The 19,893-nt window shown below is 73.0% G+C and carries 13 protein-coding genes; 7 read left to right on the top strand and 6 right to left on the bottom strand.

Going from position 1 to position 19,893, the window contains the following annotated elements:
- Nucleotides 1–320: 320 nt before the first annotated feature.
- The 6 genes from ACFYO5_RS04600 (at nt 321) to ACFYO5_RS04575 (ending at nt 9,244) form a co-directional block, all read left to right on the top strand.
- Nucleotides 321–2,735 carry a GTPase gene (locus tag ACFYO5_RS04600; protein ID WP_388704109.1) on the top strand — a complete coding sequence of 805 codons (2,415 nt, stop codon included), beginning with the start codon at nt 321–323 and terminating at the stop codon, nt 2,733–2,735.
- A gap of 356 nt (nt 2,736–3,091) precedes the next feature.
- Complete coding sequence (locus tag ACFYO5_RS04595; RefSeq protein WP_388704106.1) at nt 3,092–3,568, top strand: single-stranded DNA-binding protein; 477 nt, start codon at nt 3,092–3,094, stop codon at nt 3,566–3,568.
- A gap of 261 nt (nt 3,569–3,829) precedes the next feature.
- Nucleotides 3,830–5,242: a TQXA domain-containing protein gene (locus tag ACFYO5_RS04590; RefSeq protein WP_388704103.1), complete on the top strand. Its 1,413-nt coding sequence runs from the start codon at nt 3,830–3,832 to the stop codon at nt 5,240–5,242.
- 1,246 nt (nt 5,243–6,488) lie between these two features.
- Nucleotides 6,489–8,153 carry an energy-dependent translational throttle protein EttA gene (gene ettA / locus ACFYO5_RS04585; protein WP_356559820.1) on the top strand — a complete coding sequence of 555 codons (1,665 nt, stop codon included), beginning with the start codon at nt 6,489–6,491 and terminating at the stop codon, nt 8,151–8,153.
- Between the two features lie 6 nt (nt 8,154–8,159).
- Entirely contained in the window at nt 8,160–8,570 is a 411-nt protein-coding gene (locus ACFYO5_RS04580) for a thioesterase family protein (protein WP_356559819.1), read from the top strand.
- Nucleotides 8,567–9,244, top strand: coding sequence for a hypothetical protein (locus tag ACFYO5_RS04575; protein WP_388704099.1), 678 nt, complete (start codon nt 8,567–8,569; stop codon nt 9,242–9,244). The genes ACFYO5_RS04580 and ACFYO5_RS04575 overlap by 4 nt, the downstream gene beginning before the upstream one ends.
- 36 nt (nt 9,245–9,280) lie before the next feature.
- On the opposite strand, the gene ACFYO5_RS04570 is transcribed toward ACFYO5_RS04575, so the two are convergent.
- On the bottom strand, nt 9,281–9,694 hold the full coding sequence (locus ACFYO5_RS04570) for a globin (RefSeq protein WP_356559817.1): 414 nt from the start codon (nt 9,692–9,694) through the stop codon (nt 9,281–9,283).
- Between the two features lie 172 nt (nt 9,695–9,866).
- Between ACFYO5_RS04570 and ACFYO5_RS04565 the strand changes: the two genes are divergently transcribed.
- On the top strand, nt 9,867–10,895 hold the full coding sequence (locus ACFYO5_RS04565) for a methyltransferase domain-containing protein (protein ID WP_388704096.1): 1,029 nt from the start codon (nt 9,867–9,869) through the stop codon (nt 10,893–10,895).
- A gap of 149 nt (nt 10,896–11,044) precedes the next feature.
- Here the strand turns inward: ACFYO5_RS04565 and ACFYO5_RS04560 are convergent, their stop codons facing one another.
- From ACFYO5_RS04560 to ACFYO5_RS04540, 5 genes are all read right to left on the bottom strand, one after another.
- On the bottom strand, nt 11,045–12,727 hold the full coding sequence (locus ACFYO5_RS04560) for an FHA domain-containing protein (protein WP_388704094.1): 1,683 nt from the start codon (nt 12,725–12,727) through the stop codon (nt 11,045–11,047).
- Between the two features lie 48 nt (nt 12,728–12,775).
- A complete protein-coding gene (locus tag ACFYO5_RS04555) occupies nt 12,776–14,122 on the bottom strand; it encodes a VWA domain-containing protein (RefSeq protein WP_388704091.1) in 1,347 nt (448 codons plus the stop codon).
- A 276-nt stretch (nt 14,123–14,398) separates the two neighbouring features.
- Nucleotides 14,399–15,925: a PP2C family serine/threonine-protein phosphatase gene (locus ACFYO5_RS04550; protein WP_388704089.1), complete on the bottom strand. Its 1,527-nt coding sequence runs from the start codon at nt 15,923–15,925 to the stop codon at nt 14,399–14,401.
- Nucleotides 15,926–15,928: 3 nt separating this feature from the next.
- Nucleotides 15,929–18,571, bottom strand: a complete 2,643-nt coding sequence (locus tag ACFYO5_RS04545; protein WP_388704086.1) for a tetratricopeptide repeat protein — start codon at nt 18,569–18,571, stop codon at nt 15,929–15,931.
- Nucleotides 18,568–19,893 carry a hypothetical protein gene (locus tag ACFYO5_RS04540; protein WP_388704083.1) on the bottom strand — a complete coding sequence of 442 codons (1,326 nt, stop codon included), beginning with the start codon at nt 19,891–19,893 and terminating at the stop codon, nt 18,568–18,570. The genes ACFYO5_RS04545 and ACFYO5_RS04540 overlap by 4 nt, the downstream gene beginning before the upstream one ends.

The raw sequence follows: 19,893 nt of genomic DNA, 5'->3' as shown, positions 1-19,893 counted from the left end.
CTGACGTCGATGGTCCCGCGCGTGGACCTGCCGTCGGCGGTTCCTCGTTCGAGGTTGACGTGGACGGGCCCGAGCGTGCGGCTGACGTGGACCGTCCCGAGCGTGCGGCTGACGTCGACGGTTCCTCGTCTGCGGCCGATGTGGACGGGCCCGTGCCTGCGGCTGACGGGGACGGGCCCGTGCCTGCGGCTGACGTCGATCGCTCCGCTCGGGAGGCCGAAGGAGAGGATCCCGCGGGCGTGGTGGACGGGGAGGGCTCCGCGGAGCCCGCTGAGGAGACGCAGCCCGCATCCGTGGCCGAAGTGGAGCCTTCCACGCGCGTGAGCGACGGCGAGCGTCCCACCGCTGCGGGCGAGGGGGCTGTGCCCGCATCGTGCACGGCCGACGACGGCCGTCCCACGAAGGCGGCCGAGAGCGTTCCCGCCACGCCCGACGGTGGGGACGACCGCCCCGCGCGTGCACACGCGACCAGCGACTCCCCGGGCAGCCCGTCCGGGGCTGACGAGGTGCCCACGGGTGTCGCCGAGTCCGAGCCTCCCGCGCGCGTGCGGGACACGGACCGCCCGACCCGCCTGCCGGAACGCGGCGAGGACGGCGAGGGCGGCGAGGATGGTGCACCCGGCGAGTCCCCGGGCAGCCGCTCCAAGGCGGAAGCCGAGGCGCACACGCGGGTGGCCGAGACCGAGCCTCCCGCGCGCGTGCGGGACACGGACCGCCCGGCCGGCCTGCCCGAGGCGGGCGGGAAGGGCGGCGAGGCCGGCAAGGCCGGCAAGGGTGGCGCACCCGGCGAGTCCCCGGGCAGCCGCTCCACAACCGAAGGCAAGGCGCACGCGTCCAAGGCCGAGGGCAAGGCGCACGCGCGTGGGCGGGGCAAGGAGCGCCCCGCGCGGGCGGAGGGCGAACGCCCCCGACGCGTGCCCGGCACCGACCGTCCCGCCCGCCCGCCGAAGGCCGAAGCCGCCGCGCGCGGCCGTGACGGTCGTGGGAGGAACGGTGAGAGGCACGTGCCTAAGGAGGAACCCGGTTCCGGTGAACCCTGGGGTGACGGTCTCATCGCGCGTCGCGTGAACGAGGCCACCGCCGCCGAACAGGCCGCCGCCGTCCTGGAGGTCCGGTCCGGCGGCTCCCAGACCGCGACCCCGCTCGCCTACGACGGTCACCTGCGCTCACGGCTGGACGCGCTGCGGGAACTGGTGGGGCTCTCCCGTACCCGGCTCGACAGCAGGACGCTCGCCGAGGCGGGCCGCGTTCTCGACGAGGCGGCGGCGCGGCGCAGGCTCTCCGGGCAGCACACCGTCGTCGCGATCGCGGGGGCCACCGGCAGTGGCAAGTCCCAGTTGTTCAACGCCCTCGCCGGGGTCACCATCTCGGACACGGGCGTACGACGGCCCACCACCGCCGCGCCGATCGCGTGCAGTTGGAGCGACGGCGCCGCGAGCCTGATCGACCGGCTCGGCATCCCGGGCCGGCTCCGCCGCCGTCCCGTGCAGAGCGCGGACGCGGAGGCCCAGCTGCGCGGGCTCGTCCTGGTCGACCTGCCCGACCACGACTCCGCCGCCGTGGAGCACCGCGAGCAGGTCGACCGTGTCCTGGCCCTCGTGGACGCCGTCATCTGGGTCGTCGACCCCGAGAAGTACGCCGACGCCGTACTCCACGAGCGCTACCTGCGGCCCATGGCGGGCCACGCGGAGGTCATGTTCGTCGTCCTCAACCAGGTCGACAGGCTGCCGGGCGAGGCCGCCGAGATGGTCCTCGACGACCTGCGGCGGCTGCTCGACGAGGACGGCGTCGCCCTCGGCGAGTACGGCGAACCGGGCGCGACCGTCCTCGCGCTGTCCGCGCTCACCGGGGACGGCGTCGGCGAACTGCGCGAGCTGCTCAGCCAGTTCGTCGGGGAGCGCGGTGCCGCGGCGCGGCGCATCTCGGCCGATGTGGACGCCGCCGGGCAGCGGCTGCGGCCCGTCTACGCGACGGCGCGGCGCACCGGTCTGAGCGAGGAGGCGAGGGACGATTTCGCCGCCCGGCTCGCGGACGCCGTGGGCGCCGTCGCCGCCGGCGAGGCCGCAGAACGCGCCTGGTTGCGCAACGCCAACCGTGCCTGCGGTACGCCGTGGCTGAGGTTGTGGCGGTGGTACGAGGACCGAGGTGAGCCCCCGACCGGCAGCGTTCGGGTCCGCTCGCAGGCCGACGAGGAGGCCACCGCCCGGCAGCGCGTGGAGCAGGCGGTGCGCACGCTGTCCGAACGGGCCTCTGCGGGCCTGCCCGCGCCGTGGGCGCAGGCGGTGCGGGAGGCTGCCGTACGCGGCGCGCAGGGGCTGCCCGAGGCGCTTGACGAGCTGACCGCGCGGGCCGGGGTGCCGCAGGGACGTCCGCCGCGGCCGGGCTGGTGGCCGGTGGCCGTCCTGGCGCAGGCGTCGATGACGGTTATCCAGGTCTTCGGCGGGCTGTGGCTGGTCGGCCAGATCGCCGGGCTCGTGTCGCCGAACCTGGGGGTGCCGGTGCTGCTCATGGTCGCCGGCATCATCGGCGGTCCGCTGGTGGAGTGGAGTTGCCGGATCGCGGCCCGCGGTCCCGCGCGCAGGTACGGCCAGGACGCGGAACGACGGCTGCGGGAGGCGGCCGCCGGGTGCGGCAGAGCGAGGGTGCTGGACCCTGTGGCCGCCGAGTTGCTGCGGTACCGGGAGGTGCGGGAGCAGTACGGGCGGGTGATGGGCGCGCAGGCGCTGGCGAGGTGAGGTGAGGGGGGAGAGGCGGGAGAGGGGAGAGGGGCGGATGGGGAGGCGCGGAGGGGGAGAGGCGGGTGGGGGCACGGTCCTGGGAGGGATCCGGAGCTGGTGCGTCGTGGATCCCTCGTCCGGGTGACGGGTTTTTCCACAGGCGGGTGGTGGTCCACAGCGCTCGGCGGGCCTGTCCCGGCGGAGGCAGTCTGGTTTCGCGGCGATCGCGGTGGACGCGGTCGTGGCGACGGTGGTGGTGAGCGGCTCGGGGCGGATGCCCCGCGACCGCCGCCACCCCGGCGGACGCAGCCGTACGGGACGGGCCCGTACGCGCATCATCCGGCATGGACGGCCGGGCGAGGGAGGGGTTCTCGATGAACGAGACGATGGTCTGCGCGGTGGGGAACGTGGCGACGCAGCCGGTGTACCGGGAGTTGTCGACGGGGCCGTCGGCGAGGTTCCGGCTGGCGGTGACCTCGCGCTACTGGGACCGGGAGAAGAACACCTGGGCCGACGGCCACACCAACTTCTTCACGGTGTGGGCCAACCGCCAACTGGCGACGAACGTGGCCGCCTCGCTGAACGTGGGGGAAGCAGTGATCGTGCAGGGCCGGCTGAAGGTGCGCGCGGAAGCGCGCGAGGGACAGAACTGGACGTCGGCCGACCTCGACGCCGTGTCGATCGGCCACGATCTCGCCCGCGGCACCTCCGCCTTCCGCCGGGCGACCAGGGCCGAGCCGGCCGCCGCGGTCGGTGCTCCCGCGCAGCCGGAACCCGACTGGGAGACTCCGGCCGGGCATCCGGTGGAGCCGGAGTCACCGCGGCGACGCGAGCCGGCGGCCGTGACGTGACGTCGGGGAACGTGCCGATCTGACCGTTGGGTGGCTTATCGACGGATCTGCCCTGGAGTAGTGCGTGGATTTGTCGATAAGCCCAGCTCGCAGGCGATCTTGGGATAACGATTCCGAGTCGGATCACCCATCGGAGGACCGGACCGGGAAGGCCGGTACGCGCGCCTCTCTAGGATGCCGGACGTGGCTCACGGGGCTTCTGATTCTGCTGGTGGGACCCGCCCCCCCCATGTCAACGGGTCCCGCTCGAAGGGGAATTACGTGATTTCTTCGTTCTCCGCGCCGTTCGCGCGCGGACGGGGCGCGGTCCGCCTCGCGGCGGGAACGCTGGTGTCCGGGCTGGTCGCCGCCGGTGTCCTCGCCGCCGCGGGCACGGCCGTCGCCCAGACCGCGGCGGGAACCCAGGGCGGAGCGACGGCGACGATAGGCGGCCTCAAGACGTACGGTGCCGCCGTGCTGCATGACGACACCGGGGACCAGGAGGTCTCGGCCGGCCTGTTCGAGATGTCCGTCGAGGGCGGCGGCACCCTCCAGACCTACTGCGTCGACCTCCACACCCCCACGCAGAAGGACGCCAAGTACCAGGAGACCGCCTGGAGCGGCACCTCACTGGGCGTCAACAAGAACGCGGGCCGCATCCGTTGGATCCTGGGGAACTCCTACCCGCAGGTCAACAACCTGGCCACGCTGGCCAAGAAGGCCGGTATCGCCGGGGGCCTCACCGAGCAGGACGCGGCGGCCGGCACCCAGGTGGCGATCTGGCGCTACTCCGACGGCGCGGACGTCGACGCCGTCGACCCGCAGGCCGAACGGCTCGCGGACTACCTCCACAAGGCCGCCCGCGCGACGGCGGAGCCCCGGGCCTCGCTGACCCTCGACGGGCCCGCCGTCTCCGGCCACCCCGGCGAACGGCTCGGCCCGGTCACCGTACGCACCGGTGCGGGCGCCGTGACGGTGACACCGCCGCTGAACGCCGCCACCACGGGCGTCCGGATCGTCGGCAAGGACGGCAAGCCCGTCACCACCGCGAGGGACGGCAGCGAACTGTTCTTCGACGTGCCCGCCGACACCGCCGCCGGGGCTGCCGAGCTGACCGTCCAGGCCTCCACCACCGTCCCCGTCGGCCGCGCCTTCACGTCCGAGAGCCACAGCCAGACCCAGATCCTGGCCGGCTCCAGCGAGTCGACCGTCTCCGCGACGGCGTCCGCGACCTGGGCGGAGGCGGGCGCCGTACCGGCCCTCTCCGCGGCGAAGAACTGCCCGAAGAACGGCGTCGACCTCACCGCGTCCAACCAGGGCGACGAGGCCTTCACCTTCGAGCTGATGGGCGTGCGCCACAGCATCCCCGCCGGCACGTCCGCCACGGTGACGATCCCCCTCCAGGAGGACCAGGCCTACGACTTCACCATCACCGGCCCACAGGGCACCCAGAGCCGCTTCACCGGCGTCCTGGACTGCCGGACCAGAGCCGCCGAGACCGGCCTGACCACCCAGACGCTCGCCGAGCCCAGCCCGGCCACGGTGGGCGGCACCGCCACCTCGGGCACCGACCTCGCCGAGACGGGCGGCTCCGACGTCACCCCCCTGATCGCCGGCACCGCGATCGGCCTGGTCGTCATCGGCGGCACGGTCCTGGTGCTCGTGGGCCGCAAGGAGAACGACGCGCGGGGCTGAGTGGCCGTCGCTGGTGACCACCTCTGCACATGGGGGGGACTACGGCAAGCGGGCATGATGGATTACAACGGCAGATGCTGCGACGAGAGTTCACCCTTAGGGCTCGTCGACCGTCTCAGTTTCCGTCTCATTCAGCACTGTTCAACGTCGTTCAGACGGGACCGCACGCCGGGCTCCCCCCACGGACCAGCCGTCCATGAACGCAGGTGAACGCCCCTGCACATGTCCAGCCACCCCGCCAACACAGTTGGAAAGCGTGCGGGTGCGGAAGCGCGATATGTCCGCTGGACCGCTACCCCTGGACGGGAAGATCAGGATAGTTGGCCAGAAAGATCATGTAGGTGATCGCCGCTGTTGCCCCCAGGAGAGACAACACGGCCCCCACTACGGCCCGTGACCTGCTCGCTCGACCCGACTTTGATGCGCGGTACTCGACACAGGCCCGCACGAAGCCGACGAGGGCCAGGGGTAGCGCGACGAAGCTGACCAGTGCCCAGAACGGGCAACAGAACCAGCACACCATGGACGCCCCGCCAAACCAGACCGCGAGTTCTGCCCCTTCTCGTGTCTCGTCCGGTGCGCCCACAGAGATCATGGACTGATCCAAGCAGAACACTTGTAGGAGCTGCGCCGCAGGAGGAGGCAGATCACCTTGCTGGAGACGGCAGGCAGCACACCAAGGCCGCCGATGCGTCCCAGCGGGGCGCACCACAAGCGCACCAGATCGAGCGGGGAGCAGCGGGGAACCACGGTGAAAGCCAACGGCACCAGCGAGGGCGCAGACCAACCATCAGCACAAGTCAGCGCGCGAAGCGCCCGCTAGTGATCGCAGCTTCCCAAGCTGATGGCTTCGCTGGGTGATCAGCTCTGTTCTTATTCACCGGCCCGGCTGGCGCGGCTTGCTCTGGTCGACGACACCGGCGGCGTGGCTGAAGTCGGTGGGGGGTGCGGCGAGGCACACGCGTGCCTGGTCGTCGTTGGCCGAGGTTCGGGCCGGCCGTACCGAAGTGGCCGTCGTCGGTCGACCGGCCGTCCGAGATGATCAACGCTGGGCCGTCTCTGGGCCGTCCGAAGTTCCCCGAGGCCACTCGACGGCGACCGACAGTGACAGACCTCCCGCAGCCGTCAGCACAGAACCCCCAGGTCAGCGACTCCCGCCTGATCGGGTTTCCCCCCAGGGGTAGCCGTCCGGCAAGATGGGGTGTATCTGCCCACTGCCAGAATTCAAGCTGCCGGACGGTTTCTCTTGGCTGAGTACATCTACACCATGCGCAAGACGCGCAAGGCGCACGGCGACAAGGTCATCCTTGACGACGTGACGCTGAGCTTCCTGCCCGGCGCGAAGATCGGTGTGGTCGGTCCTAACGGTGCCGGTAAGTCCACCGTTCTCAAGATCATGGCCGGGCTGGAGCAGCCGTCCAACGGCGACGCCTTCCTGTCGCCCGGCTACTCCGTCGGCATGCTCCTCCAGGAGCCGCCGCTCGACGAGTCCAAGACGGTCCTGGAGAACGTGCAGGACGGCGCCGCCGAGATCATGGGCAAGCTCAAGCGCTTCAACGAGGTCGCCGAGCTGATGGCGACCGACTACTCGGACGCGCTCATGGAGGAGATGGGCAAGCTCCAGGACGACCTGGACCACGCCAACGCGTGGGACCTGGACGCCCAGCTGGAGCAGGCCATGGACGCCCTGGGCTGCCCGCCCGGCGACTGGCCGGTCACCAACCTCTCCGGTGGCGAGAAGCGCCGCGTCGCGCTGTGCAAGCTGCTGATCGAGGCCCCCGACCTGCTGCTGCTCGACGAGCCCACCAACCACCTGGACGCCGAGTCCGTGCAGTGGCTGGAGCAGCACCTGGCGAAGTACGCCGGCACCGTCGTCGCCGTCACCCACGACAGGTACTTCCTGGACAACGTCGCCGGCTGGATCCTCGAGCTGGACCGTGGCCGTGCCATCGGCTACGAGGGCAACTACTCCACCTACCTGGAGTCCAAGGCCTCCCGCCTCAAGGTGGAGGGCCAGAAGGACGCCAAGCGGGCGAAGCGCCTCAAGGAGGAGCTGGAGTGGGTGCGGTCGAACGCCAAGGGGCGTCAGGCCAAGTCCAAGGCGCGTCTGGCGCGCTACGAGGAGATGGCCGCCGAGGCCGACAAGATGCGGAAGCTGGACTTCGAGGAGATCCAGATCCCGCCGGGCCCGCGTCTGGGCAGCGTCGTCGTCGAGGTCGCCAACCTCAGCAAGGCCTTCGGCGAGAAGGTCCTCATCGACGACCTCTCCTTCACGCTGCCGCGCAACGGCATCGTCGGCGTGATCGGCCCCAACGGCGCCGGCAAGACCACCCTCTTCAAGATGATCCAGGGCCTGGAGGAGCCGGACTCCGGCTCGATCAAGGTCGGCGACACCGTGAAGATCTCGTACGTCGACCAGAGCCGCGAGAGCATCGACCCGAAGAAGTCGCTGTGGGCCGTGGTCAGCGACGAGCTGGACTACATCAACGTCGGCCAGGTCGAGATGCCCTCGCGCGCCTACGTCTCCGCCTTCGGCTTCAAGGGCCCGGACCAGCAGAAGCCGGCCGGCGTCCTCTCCGGCGGTGAGCGCAACCGCCTGAACCTCGCGCTCACCCTCAAGCAGGGCGGCAACCTGCTGCTCCTCGACGAACCGACCAACGACCTCGACGTGGAGACCCTGTCCTCCCTCGAGAACGCGCTGCTCGAGTTCCCGGGTGCGGCCGTGGTCGTCTCCCACGACCGGTGGTTCCTCGACCGGGTCGCCACCCACATCCTCGCCTACGAGGGTGACTCCAAGTGGTTCTGGTTCGAGGGCAACTACGAGTCGTACGAGAAGAACAAGATCGAGCGGCTCGGTGCGGACGCGGCCCGTCCGCACCGCGCCACCTACAAGAAGCTGACCCGGGGCTGATCTTTCTTGCGGCACATCTACCGCTGCCCGCTGCGCTGGGCGGACATGGACGCGTACGGCCACGTCAACAACGTGGTGTTCCTCCGCTACCTGGAGGAAGCCCGTATCGACTTCCTGTTCCGCCCGGAGAAGGACTTCAAGCAGGGGTCCGTGGTGGCGCGCCACGAGATCGACTACAAGCGGCAGCTCGTCCACCGGCACACACCGGTCGACATCGAACTGTGGATCACGCAGATACGCGCCGCGTCCTTCACCATCGCCTACGAGGTGAAGGACGGCGACCAGGTCTACGTCAGCGCCTCGACGGTGATCGTGCCGTTCGACTTCGCGGCGCAGCGACCGCGCCGGCTCACCGACGAGGAGCGTGAGTTCCTCGAGGAGTACCGGGACGACGACAAGGAGGCCGTCGCCGCATGACGGTCCTCCACCTCGCCGACGAGGGGGAGGCGGCGGATCTCGCGGCCTTCCTCTCCCGGCTGCTCCACTACGACCGTGCGGCGGCGGTCCGCCTCCAGGCGGCCGGCACCGCGCTGGCCGTCTTCGGGCGGCCGCCGTCCTTCGAGGTCCTCGCGATCCGGGCGGTGAGGCTGGCGAAACCGTACGAGGACGGCCTCGACGTCACGCTGGACGTGACCGTGTCCGCGGGGGAGCTGCTGGAGGGCCTCGACGAGGCGGCGGCCACGGCCGGGGTGCCCGCCGCGGTCACCGGGCCGCCCTGGGCGGGTGTCCTGCCGCCGCGCGGCGGCTGGCAGCCGCAGGCGGGGCTTGTGGCGCCGGACGAGCTGCGCGCGCTGGTCGGCGCGGCGGTCACCGAGTTCCGCCGTCGTACGGAGGAGCTGCCGGCCGAGCGCCGTACCCGCGCCGAACTCGACCGCATCGGGCGGGACATCTGGTCCCGGACGGTCGGGGACACCGGCCTGCCCGTGCGGGCCGTGCACGCGGCCCAGTCGTTGGGCTTCCTGCGGCCGGCCACCGCGGCGCGGGACACCCTGCTGTTCACCTCGGGGTCCTGGCTGCGGCTGCGCACGCCGTACGGCTCGATCGCGGTACGGCGGGCCGGACTCGGCGCCCTGGGCCTCAGCGTGCGCTGAGCGGCCGTGGCCGCCCGCGGGCGGCCGTGCGCCGGGTCATTCCGGGGTGTTGAGCATGGACGCCGCCGCGTACGTCAGGTAGTTCCACAGCGTCTCCTCGTGCTCCTCGGACAGCCCCAGCTCGTCCACCGCGTCGCGCATGTGCCTCAGCCAGGCGTCGTGCGCGGCCCGGTCCACGGCGAAGGGCGCGTGCCGCATCCGCAGGCGGGGGTGGCCGCGGTTCTCGCTGTACGTCGTGGGGCCGCCCCAGTACTGGATCAGGAACAGCGTCAGCCGCTCCTCGGCCGGCCCCAGGTCCTCCTCCGGGTACATGGGCCGCAGCAGCGGGTCCTCGGCGACTCCCTCGTAGAAACGGTGGACCAGCCGGCGGAAGGTGTCCTCCCCGCCGACCTGCTCGTAGAAGGTCTGCTCCTGAAGCGTGCCGCGCCGAATCTCTTTCACGCTCCCCATGGTCTCAGACCCGTGGACCGAGGACTTCAGCCCTACGACCTCCGTGCCTACGACCTTCGGGCCGGTGACGTCCGGGCCGGTGACCTCCGGGCCGACGACCGTCACCCCGCGACGTCCCACCGGGGGAGCACGGGTGCTCGCCTCGTCGGCTCCCGCGCCGCACAGTGGACGTATGGCAACGCATGGACGTATCGCAACGCATGCGCTCGGCAAGGAGTTGGAGGAGCTGGCCGTCACCGGGCGGGCGGCGTTGGTGCGGGAGATCGAGGCGAGCGGGGCCTTCGCCGCCGATCCGGCCTGGCGGGAGGCGTTCGCCGTCGTACCGCGCCATCTCTTCGTGCCGTACTACTACGTCGGCGGCGCGCGCGGGTACGAGCGGCGCTGGGGTGAGAGTCCTGATCCTCGGGCTCGTCAGCGGTGGGTGTCCGGGGTGTACGAGGACGTGCCGCTGGCCACCCGGCTGCGGGACGGGGAACTGCTCTCCTCCAGCAGTCAGCCCTCGCTGATGGCCGAGATGCTGGCCGAGCTGCGGGTGCGGGACGGGGACCGGGTGCTGGAGATCGGCGCGGGCACGGGATACAACGCGGCGCTGCTGTCGTACCGGCTCGGGGACGAGCGGATCACCACCGTGGACCTCGATCCGGAGATCGCCGAGTCCGCCCGGCGGCATCTCGCCGCCGCCGGCTACCGGCCGACGGTCGTCACCGGCGACGGCGCCCGCGGGGTCGCGGAACGCGCCCCCTTCGACCGGGTCGTCGCGACCTGCGAGCTGCCGTCGGTCCCGCGGGCCTGGATCGGGCAGTGCCGGCCCGGCGCCCGCATCCTGACGCCCCTCGCCACCGGACTGCTCACGCTGACGGTGGGTGGGACCGGGCAGGCCGAGGGGAACTTCCTGCGCACGCCCGCCTACTTCGTCCCGTTGCGTGGCACCGACCGGTTCGCGCCGGAGCCGGTCGCCCTGGGCGAAGTTCCGCCGCGGGCCAGGGAGAACGACCTGTTCCGCTTCCTGCTGGCCCTCACCCGCGAGACCCTCGACCCCCACGAGGCCTACGCGCTGTGGGAGCGCGAGGGCAGGCCCCGGCGGGACCGGTACGGCGTCACCGTCGGCGGCGAGCAGATGTGGGCGTGGCTGGACGACCCGGAGGGGCCGTACGCCTGGCCCCTCCCGGGATCCTCGGGACCCAGCCTCGTCGAGGCCTAGTCCTACGGGAGCCTGCCCGCCGGGACCTTGTCCCACCGGGCCGGGTGCTGCCGGGACCCTGCCCCGCCGGACCCGGTGCTGCCGGAGCCCTGCCCAGCCGGACCTTGGCCCACCGGACCCGGTCCGGCCGGGACCCGGTCCGGCCGGGACTAGCCCCGTCGGATCGTGATCGTCGTCCACGCGCCGACGTGGACCCGGTCGCCGTCCTGGAGCGGTACGGGCACGAAGGGCTGGATCGGCTCGTCGGAGCCGTTGACCGTGGTGCCGTTCGTCGAGTTCTGGTCGACGACGGCCCAGCTGCCGTCGGGCTGCTGGACCAGCACCGCGTGCTGGTGGGAGACGCCCGGGTCCTCCGGCGGCACCGACAGGTCGATGTCGGGGGTCTCCCCGGTGGAGTGCCGGCGGCGGCCGATGGTGATCTGGTTGCCGCCGAGCGTGCGTTGCTGCTCGGGGGAGTACGCGGGCAGGTTCAGGCCCGCGGCCTCCGGTCCCGAGCGGTGCATCATCGCCATGAAGTACTCGCGGTCCGGGCCTATGGTGGCCGTCCAGGTCGCCGGCTGCTGCGGGAACGCCGGTCCGGGCGGGGGCGGGGCCTGGTTGCCGCCGGGCTGGGGGTAGCCGTAGCCGCCCTGGTCGCCGCCGGGGCCGGTGCGGGACGGCGGCGGGAGCGTCCAGTCGTCCTCACCGCCGCCGAAGGACGGGCCGGACGGCTGCTGCGGCCGACCGGTCTCCTGCGGGTAGCCGGACGGGGCCTGCGGGCCGCCGGACGGCTGGAAGGCCTGCGGAGCACGGTGACCACCGGGGCCTCCGGGGCCTCCGGGGCCACCGGGGCCACCGGGGCCACCAGGGCCACCGGGGCCGCCGGGCTGCGGCGGAGCCTGCCGTGACGGGTCGGGGCCGTAGCCGCCCTGGCCGGCCGGGTTGCCGGGGCCGGAGGGCTCGCGTGCGAAGGGGTCGGAGGACGGGTTCGTGGGGCCGAGACCGCGTCCGAAGGGATCACCGGCGCCCGCCGGGTCACGCCCGTAGGAACCCGCGGGCGACCCGCCACCGCTCGTGCCGACGGGACCCTGGGGACCGCCGGGAGGACCGCCGTACGGGCGACCGCCCCCCGGACCGCCCTGGCCACCGGGGCTGCCCTGGGGACCGGGACCGCCCTGGGGACCGGGACCGCCCTGGGGACCGGGACGTCCCGGACCGCCCGGGCCTCCCTGTGCGCCGGGACGTCCCTGGCCGCCCTGCTCATGGCCGAAGGGCCGGCCGCCGCCCTGGCCCGGAGGCCGCGACGGGTCGCCGCCGAACGGCGGGCCCGGCGGGATCGGCTCGGCGGGACGGTTCACCTGGGACGGACGGGAACTCTGGTAGTCGAACGAGTCGCTGCCGCCGAAGGACGGGGGCGGCGGCTGGAACCGGGAGTCCGGCCCCGCTCCCGGTCCGCCGGGCCCACCCGGACCACCGGGTCCGCCCGGACCACCGGGGCCGCCGAACCCTCCGGGGCCGGGCGCGCCGGGCCCCGGCGTGCGGGGGGCGGCCGGGGTGTACGAGGTGGCCGTGTTGGTCAGGAAGTTCCACCGGCACTCCTCGCAGAACGGCGCGCCGCCCTCACGGGGCGTGCGGCACTGCGGGCACAGCTCCGGCTCGGCGTTCGGTGCGCCGGACAGGTGTCGGTTGTCGGGACGGCCGCCGCCGCCCGGCGGGGGCGGCGGGAAGCCGTACCCCCCGCCGGCCGTGGGCGGCGGGGGAGGGGGCGGAGGTACGGCACCGGCCATGCGGTGACCGCAGACCTCGCACCAGTCGTCGGAACCCGACTGGTGTCCGTTCGGGCAGGTCGGCATGTCGGCGCGTCCCCCTTTCCTTCGGTGTCCCACTAGCGTTCCGCTAGGTCACTTCTTTACACGAACAGTCTTTGTGGACCGGGTCTCGAGGGTCATCTCGTCGGCCTCCGCGACCTTCGCCTTCAATCGCACAGTACCTGTCGGCGCGTCGACCACGTCCACCACCTTCGCAAGCAGTTTCGCAGTATCCGCGTTCCCGGACACGCTGGCGAGCTGAACGGCCCGGCCCAGTTTGGCCGTTGCTCCATCCATATCGCCCGCTTTGCGGAGGTCCAGTCCCTGTTGGATGGTCCGTGCCAGTTCCGCCTGCCCGGTGTAGTGGGCGACCTGCGGGTTGATCGACGTGGAGGCGGTCATGTCGTCGGTCCACACGGCCCGTACGAGACCCTGCGCGCCCAGGTTGCGCACGCTCCCGTCGGGCTGCGGAACGATCAGCGAGACGCGGGCGGCCAGCATCTCCTGGCCGATGTTCGCGGCCGGGACCTCGACGCACACGTGGTAGTCGCGGGACTCGTCGCCCCAGGATCCGGTGGGGTAGTCGCCGGAGCGGGGGCCCGACTCGGTGCGCCGTTCGGTCAGTTCCTCGACCGTCGGCGCGACCTGCTTGACGAACTTGACGGCCGTGCCGACCGGGGTCCACAGCCGCAGGGCGACGTCCGCGACCTCCTTGCCCATGGCCGTCTCCATCATCCGCGTGAAGTCGGCGGCGAGGCCGGCCGGGTCGGCGACGATGTCGGCGGTGCCGAGCAGGGCGGAGGCGATGCCTGTGACTTCTTTCACTTCCCAGTCGGTGCCCACACCGCGCGCGTCACAGGTGAACCGGCCCGCGCACGCGTCCAGCGCGGCCTTGAGGGCCTCGGGCGACTCGTGTTCGTTGCGGCCGTCGGTGAGCAGGATGCCGTGCCGGATGGCGACGTCGGCGGTGGTCAGCAGCCGGTCGGCCAGCCGCAGCCAGGTCCCGATGGCCGTGCCGCCGCCCGCGCCGAGCCGGCGCAGGGCCTGCTTGGCCTGGTCGCGGGTCGCGGAGTCGGCGACCGCGAGGCGCCCGCCACCCGGGTAGATCTCCGTGGCCACGTGCGTGCCGCCGATGACCGAGAAGTGCACGCCGTCGCGGAGCGTGTCGATGGCGGCGGCCGTGGCGTCGCGCGCGTTGCGCATCTTGGTCGGCGGGTAGTCCATGGAACCGGAGCAGTCCACCATGATCGCCACCGCGGCGGACGGGCCCTCGCCCGGCGCGTACAGGTGCGGTGCCGCGACCGCGGTGCCGACGGTGCCGCCGCCGGTGGCGGTGACCGTCACGATCGCGTTGACCTCGCGGCCGCCCTCCGGCAGGTACTCGTTCTGGTAGACGTCCACCGAGAACTGCGGCACGTTCGACTTCGAGAAATTGGCCATGCCTCTTCCCATCCCCCTCGGAAACTCCCACGGCGTGTGGGGTGACCATCTGGACGGACCGGTCCCCTCCGGTCCGTCTCCGCTTCCCCGTGTGCCGGCCGGCGGTGCGCTGCGGTGCGTACCGGCCGAGCGGTGCTCTGTCCCTGCGGCTGTGACCTGTGGCTGTGTCCTGCGACTCTGTCTGTGGTGCTGTCCTGCGGGTGCGTCCCGCGGATTCGCGGGCCGCGGCTCTCTCCGTTCGGTGCTCTGTTCCCGCGGCGCGGTCCGTACGCGGTCTCAGGCCGATCCTGCCCCCTGCGCGGGGGCGGGGAACGGCACGACGGCCACTGTTACGTTGTCGTGGCCCCCACCGTCCAGGGCATGACCGACGAGAACCTGGGCGGCGTGCAGCGGGCGGGCGGCGGCGTCGAGGGGGAGCGCCTCCGCCATCTCCTCGGCGCCTTCGGCGTAGTTCCACAGGCCGTCGGTGCACACGATCACCACGCCCGGCCGGTCCGGTTTGAACGCGGCGGTGTGCGGTTCGAGTTCGTAGGCGTCGGCGCCGAGCCAGCCGGTGATCGCGTGGGCGCGTTCGTCGGCGTAGGCCTCCGCCTCGTTCATCAGGCCCGCGGAGACCATCTGGGCGGCCCAGGAATCGTCCTCGGTGAGCCGGGCGGGCGGTGAACTCCGGTCCGCGGGGACCCAGTAGACGCGGCTGTCGCCCACCCAGCCGACGACCAGCAGGCCCGCGGTGACGACCGCGCCGACCAGGGTGCAGGCCGGGGCGTTCTGGTGCGGGGCCTGCTCACGGGCGGTGGCGGGCTCCTCGGCGAGCGCGTTGACGGCGTGTGAGGCGGCCAGGATGGCCTCGTGCATGGCCTGTTGCGGGTGCGCGCCCTGCGGCAGGGCCGTCAGCAGGGTCCGGCCGGCCGCCTGTGCCGCGGCGTACGAGGCGTCGTCGGGTCGGGTCGCGGAGGAGACGCCGTCGCAGACGATCGCCACGAGCGCGGGGGTGCCGTCGGGCAGCGCGGTGTGGCCGACGGTGAAGGAGTCCTCGTTGCGGTGGTGGCGCAGGCCGCGGTCGCTGACGGCCGCGATCGGGCCCGACTCCTGCTCCATGTGGTCGCGTTCGCGTGGCTGGGCGTGCCCGCAGTTCTCGCAGTACCCGTCGTCGTCGACCCGGCCCGCCCGGCAGGCCACACACACCTTGGCGACGGCCAGCCGGGGGTCCGGCGCCTGGAGGGGGTACTCCTCCGGCTCGGCGGGCCGGTCGAACCGGACCCCGGCAGGGTCGGGAGCGGCGGGCGCGGCGGCAGCCGGCGGCGGCACGGGCGCGCCCGGCGGCTGCACAGGCGTGCCCGAAGAAGCAGTACCACTGGAAGAAGCGGAACCACCCGACGGCACATGTCCACCCGACGGCACGTGTCCGCCCGGCGCGACGGGTCCTCCCGGCGGCGGCACAGGCGCGCCGGGAGGCACATGGGCCGGCGCGGCGGGCCCCGGCGGCGGCACGGCGGGCGACTGCGAGGCAGCCGGTGACTGCGGGGCGGCGGGTGGCTGCGGAGTGGCGGACAGCGGCGGACCGGTTGCGGCCGCACCCGGCGGCGGTGGGCCGCCCGCGGCCGGTCCCGGCGGCGGGCCGCCGAGTCCTAGCACGCCCCGCACCTCCGCCCCGGTCATGGTGAGCGTCGGAGTGTCGTCCGGGCGTGCCGGCACGGCGGACAGGTCGTATCCGCACGCACCGCAGAACCGGTCACCCTCATCGAGCGGTTCCGTGCAGCTCGGACACGCGGGCAGGGCGGCCTGCCTGGGGATCTGGGACATCAACTACACCCACGTCCGGGGGCGGTAACGATTGGCACGTTCCACCAGGTCGATCCTCTCCTCGGCACCGGTCGCCAGCCGGGCCAGCGTGCGGTACGAACGCTCCAGTCCGAAGCGCAGCCCCCGCTCGTCCAGTTCGCTGCCGAGCAGCAGCCGCGGGGCACCGGGGCCGGTGCTGCCCCGGCCACCGGAGAGTACCCAGTCCAGCGCGCAGCCGAGGACTTCGGCGGACAGCTGCTCGCGGCGCGTCGGATCGAGCCCGTACGCGTCCAGCGCCTCGACCTGTGCCGCGGCCGCGGCGAGGTCCTCCTGGAAGGGTACGTCGGCGGCGGCCGCCGTCCGCTGCCGCAGCCGGGCGCGGACGGCCGCGACGCGGGCGGCGGTGTAGTGGATGGAGGACTCCGGCACCGACTCCAGCGTCCGTACGGCGCTGGTGCGGTCGCCCGCCGCGAGCTGGACGCGCGCCAGGCCGAACGCGGCGCTCACGAAGCTCGGGTCGGTCGACCACACCAGGCGGTAGTACTCGGCGGCGTTGTCCAACTGGCCCAGCACCTCCGCGCACAGGCCGAGCGCCAGCTTCGGCGTGGGCTCCCCGGGGAAGGCGTCGTAGATCGCGTCGAAGGCGAGGGCCGCGCCCTCCTGGTCCCCGGTGACCAGCGAGGTCACGCCCCGGTACCAGACGACCCGCCAGTCGTCGGGCCGTTCGCCCTCCAGCTTGGCCAGGGACATCAGGGCGGCATCGAAGTCGCCGTTCTCCAGCCAGGCGCGGATCTGCCGCAGCCGGGTCTCCACCGACGGGGCCGGGGCGGCCGCGAGGGCGGTGATCAGCTCGCTGGGCGCGGACGCCAGCAGACCGGCGAGGAAACCGGCATTGGGGTCGGACGGGTCGACGTGCGGGACCGGCAGGGCGAGCCCGGCGGCGGGCGCGGGGACGGGCTCGACCAGCCCCGCCGGAGGAACACCCGCACCGGCTCCCGCTCCGGCAGCGGTCGGCACGGCACCGGTCGGCACGGCACCGGGTACGCGGGGCGAGGGCACGAGGCCGGTCGAACCGGCCGCCCCCGGCAGGGCGTTGCCCGAGGGCGCCGCCGGGGACGAGGTCGCCGTCGCACCCGAGGCGCGCCGGGACGCGGTCACCCGGGACCCCAGCCGTGACACCTCCCCGTGCGCTCTGGGGAACAACGTCGTGTCCGTGACCCTCACTTCGGGTCCGAACAGGGTCGACAGCGCGGGCCGGGCGCGCCCGGACTGGAGGGAGACGACCTCGCGCAGCACACCGGTCAGCTGCTCGGCCATCTCCTGTGCGGAGGCGAACCGGCGGGCCGGGTCGGGGTCGGTGGCACGGACCAGCAGCCGGTAGAAGGACTCGTACCGGTGGAAGACGGCGATGGAGTCGGGGTCGGGCAGGGAGTCCGCGAAGACCGTGGTGTAACCCTGGAAGTCGAAGGTGAGCACGGCGAGGGTGCGGCCGACCGTGTAGAGGTCGCTCGCCACCGACGGGCCGACCTCCGCCACCTCCGGCGCCTGGTAGCCGACCGTGCCGTAGATGGCCGACTCGTCGTCGTCCATCCTGCGCACCGCGCCCATGTCGATGAGTTTGAGCTGGTCCTCGGTCTGGATGGCGTTGTCGACCTTGAAGTCGCAGTACAGCAGGTTGCGGCTGTGCAGATGACCGAGGGCTTCGAGGGCCTCGATGCCGAACGCGCAGGCCTGCTCCACCGGCAGCGGGTCGCGCTTGCCCTCGGGGGTGCGGCGGGCGTTGGCGATCTCCTTGAGGGACTTGCCGCCGACGTACTCCATGACGATGTACCCGTCCAGCGAACCGGTGCGCTGGTCGAGGTGCTCGACGAAGTTGTAGATCCGCACGATGTTGGCGTGCTCGATCTCGGCCAGGAAACGCCGCTCCGAGATCGCCGCCGCCATCGCGTCCTGGTCGCCGGTGTCCAGCAGGCCCTTGAGGACCACCCAGCGGTCGGAGACCGCCCGGTCGACGGCGAGGTAGACCCAGCCGAGACCGCCGTGCGCGAGGCAGCCCACGACCTCGTACTGGCCGTGCACGACGTCGCCGGTCTTCAGCTTGGGGACGAAGGAGTACGGGTGGCCGCACTTCGTGCAGAAGCCCTCGGTACGGCCCTCCCGCTCACCGCGGGCCCGGCCCACCGGCGCCCCGCAGTCGGAGCGCGAGCAGAACCGCTTGCGCTCGGGCACCTCCGGGTTGTCGAGGACCATCGCGCGCGGGTCCGGACGCGGCACCTGCGGCACCGTGACCAGGCCCACCCCGAGCCGGGCCCGCCCGGAGGAGGCGGCCGTGGAGCCGGAGCTGCGGACCGACACCGAGCGGCCGGTGGAGTTGCCCGACAGCGACCGCGAGAGCCGCCCGGACACCGAGCGGCGCGACTTCGACGACTGCGAGGAGGTGCGCGAGCTGCGCGCGCTGGAGGCCGAACCACGGCTGCCCGTGGACCCCCTGCCACCGCGGGTCACCCCGGTCGGGGGCGACCCGACCAGGCCTCCGCCGGAGGAGGGACCCCCCGACGCGACGACGGGGGCCAGGCCGCAGGTGTCGCAGTACAGCTCGCCGCCGCCCACGTCCTCGTACGAGCCCTCACAGCCCGGTCGCTGGCACGTCTGACCTGCCTGACTCATGACCTCTGCTCCCCCCTGTGGTCCTGAGGTCCGCCCTGCTCGGGCACGCGGGGCGCGGCGAGCAGTTCGGCGGCCGCCTGCTGGTAGCGCAGGACGGCCTGTTCGGCGACGCGCAGATCGCAGGGCGCGCTCCACAGCATCCGCCGGGCCGCGTCGTAGCGCTCGATGAGGAACGGGTCCTCGGCGAGCCCGTGCCGGGCGACCTTCGCCTTGTAGGCGTCGAGACGTCCGCGCAGTTCGGCGCGGACCGCGAGCGGCGCGGTGACCTCGGTCAACGACTCGCGGGCGCGCAGCAGTTCGTCCTCCGCCTTGCGCTCCAGCGACTCCAGGAGCGGGGACAGGCGGTGCCACTGGGCGTGCCGGCGGTACTCGGCGGCCGTCGCCAACTGCTCCTGGAGTGCGGTCGGCGGGCCGCTGACGACCGGCACCTCCGTGGCGGCGATCTTGGCGAGCACCTCGCCGCGCGCGGTGCGCGCCTCGGCGAGGGTCCGGTCGGCGCGGCCGAGTATGTCCCGCAGCCGCACCAGGCGCTGCTCCGCGTCCTGGCGGACGGTCAGCACGGCGTCGATCTCCCGGCGCACGTCCTCCAGGGCGCGCGCCTCACGGTCGTACACCGTGGTGTCGGGGCGGCCGCCGCCCGGTGCCGAACTGCCCTGCGCGGGCACCCAGAACGCCAGCGGGTCGGAGATCACCTGCTCGCGCAGCGAGGTCAGGGTGCGGGTGATCCGCTCCAGGTCGTCGCCGGACGGATGCTCGCCGGGGCGTACGCCCACGGAGTGCGCGAGCTGCCGGGTGCGCTGGAGTTCCGCGGCCAGCAGGTCGATCCGGGCGGGCAGCGCGGACCACACCGCGTCGGCGGCGACGACCATGTCCAGCGAGGACGCGTACAGCTCGTTCATCCGGTCGACGAGGGCGGTCAGCGAGAAGCTCTCGCTGAGCTTGCCGGTGCCGGTCAGGGTCGGCGCGTGCGCGGCGGCCGAGCCCGCGACCGTGACGGACTCGCCGCGCAGCAGCTCCGTCAGCTCCGTCAGGTCCTCACGGCTGGACCAGCGGCGCCGCGAGCGGATGTCCCGCGCGCGGCGCAACGTGTCGGTGTACGCGTCGAAGTACGTCCACAGCAGCGTGATCGACGCCTCCGCGGACGCCCAGCGCTCCTTGGTGACCCCGGTCAGCCCGGCGCCTTCGAGGAGTCTGCGGCCCGCGTGGTCCTGGAGGGCGAGGAGCGAGGTCTCGATCGCCTCGTGCTCCGCGCCGAGCCGCGCCAGCGCACGGTCGACCTCGTCCCGGTCCATCACCGGCCCGGGGGGTCCCGTGACGCCCAT

The sequence above is a fragment of the Streptomyces sp. NPDC006259 genome (assembly GCF_042870975.1).
GTDB lineage: Bacteria > Actinomycetota > Actinomycetes > Streptomycetales > Streptomycetaceae > Streptomyces.
Note: the sequence above shows the minus strand (reverse complement) of the source record. Positions and strands in the feature narration are given on the sequence as shown.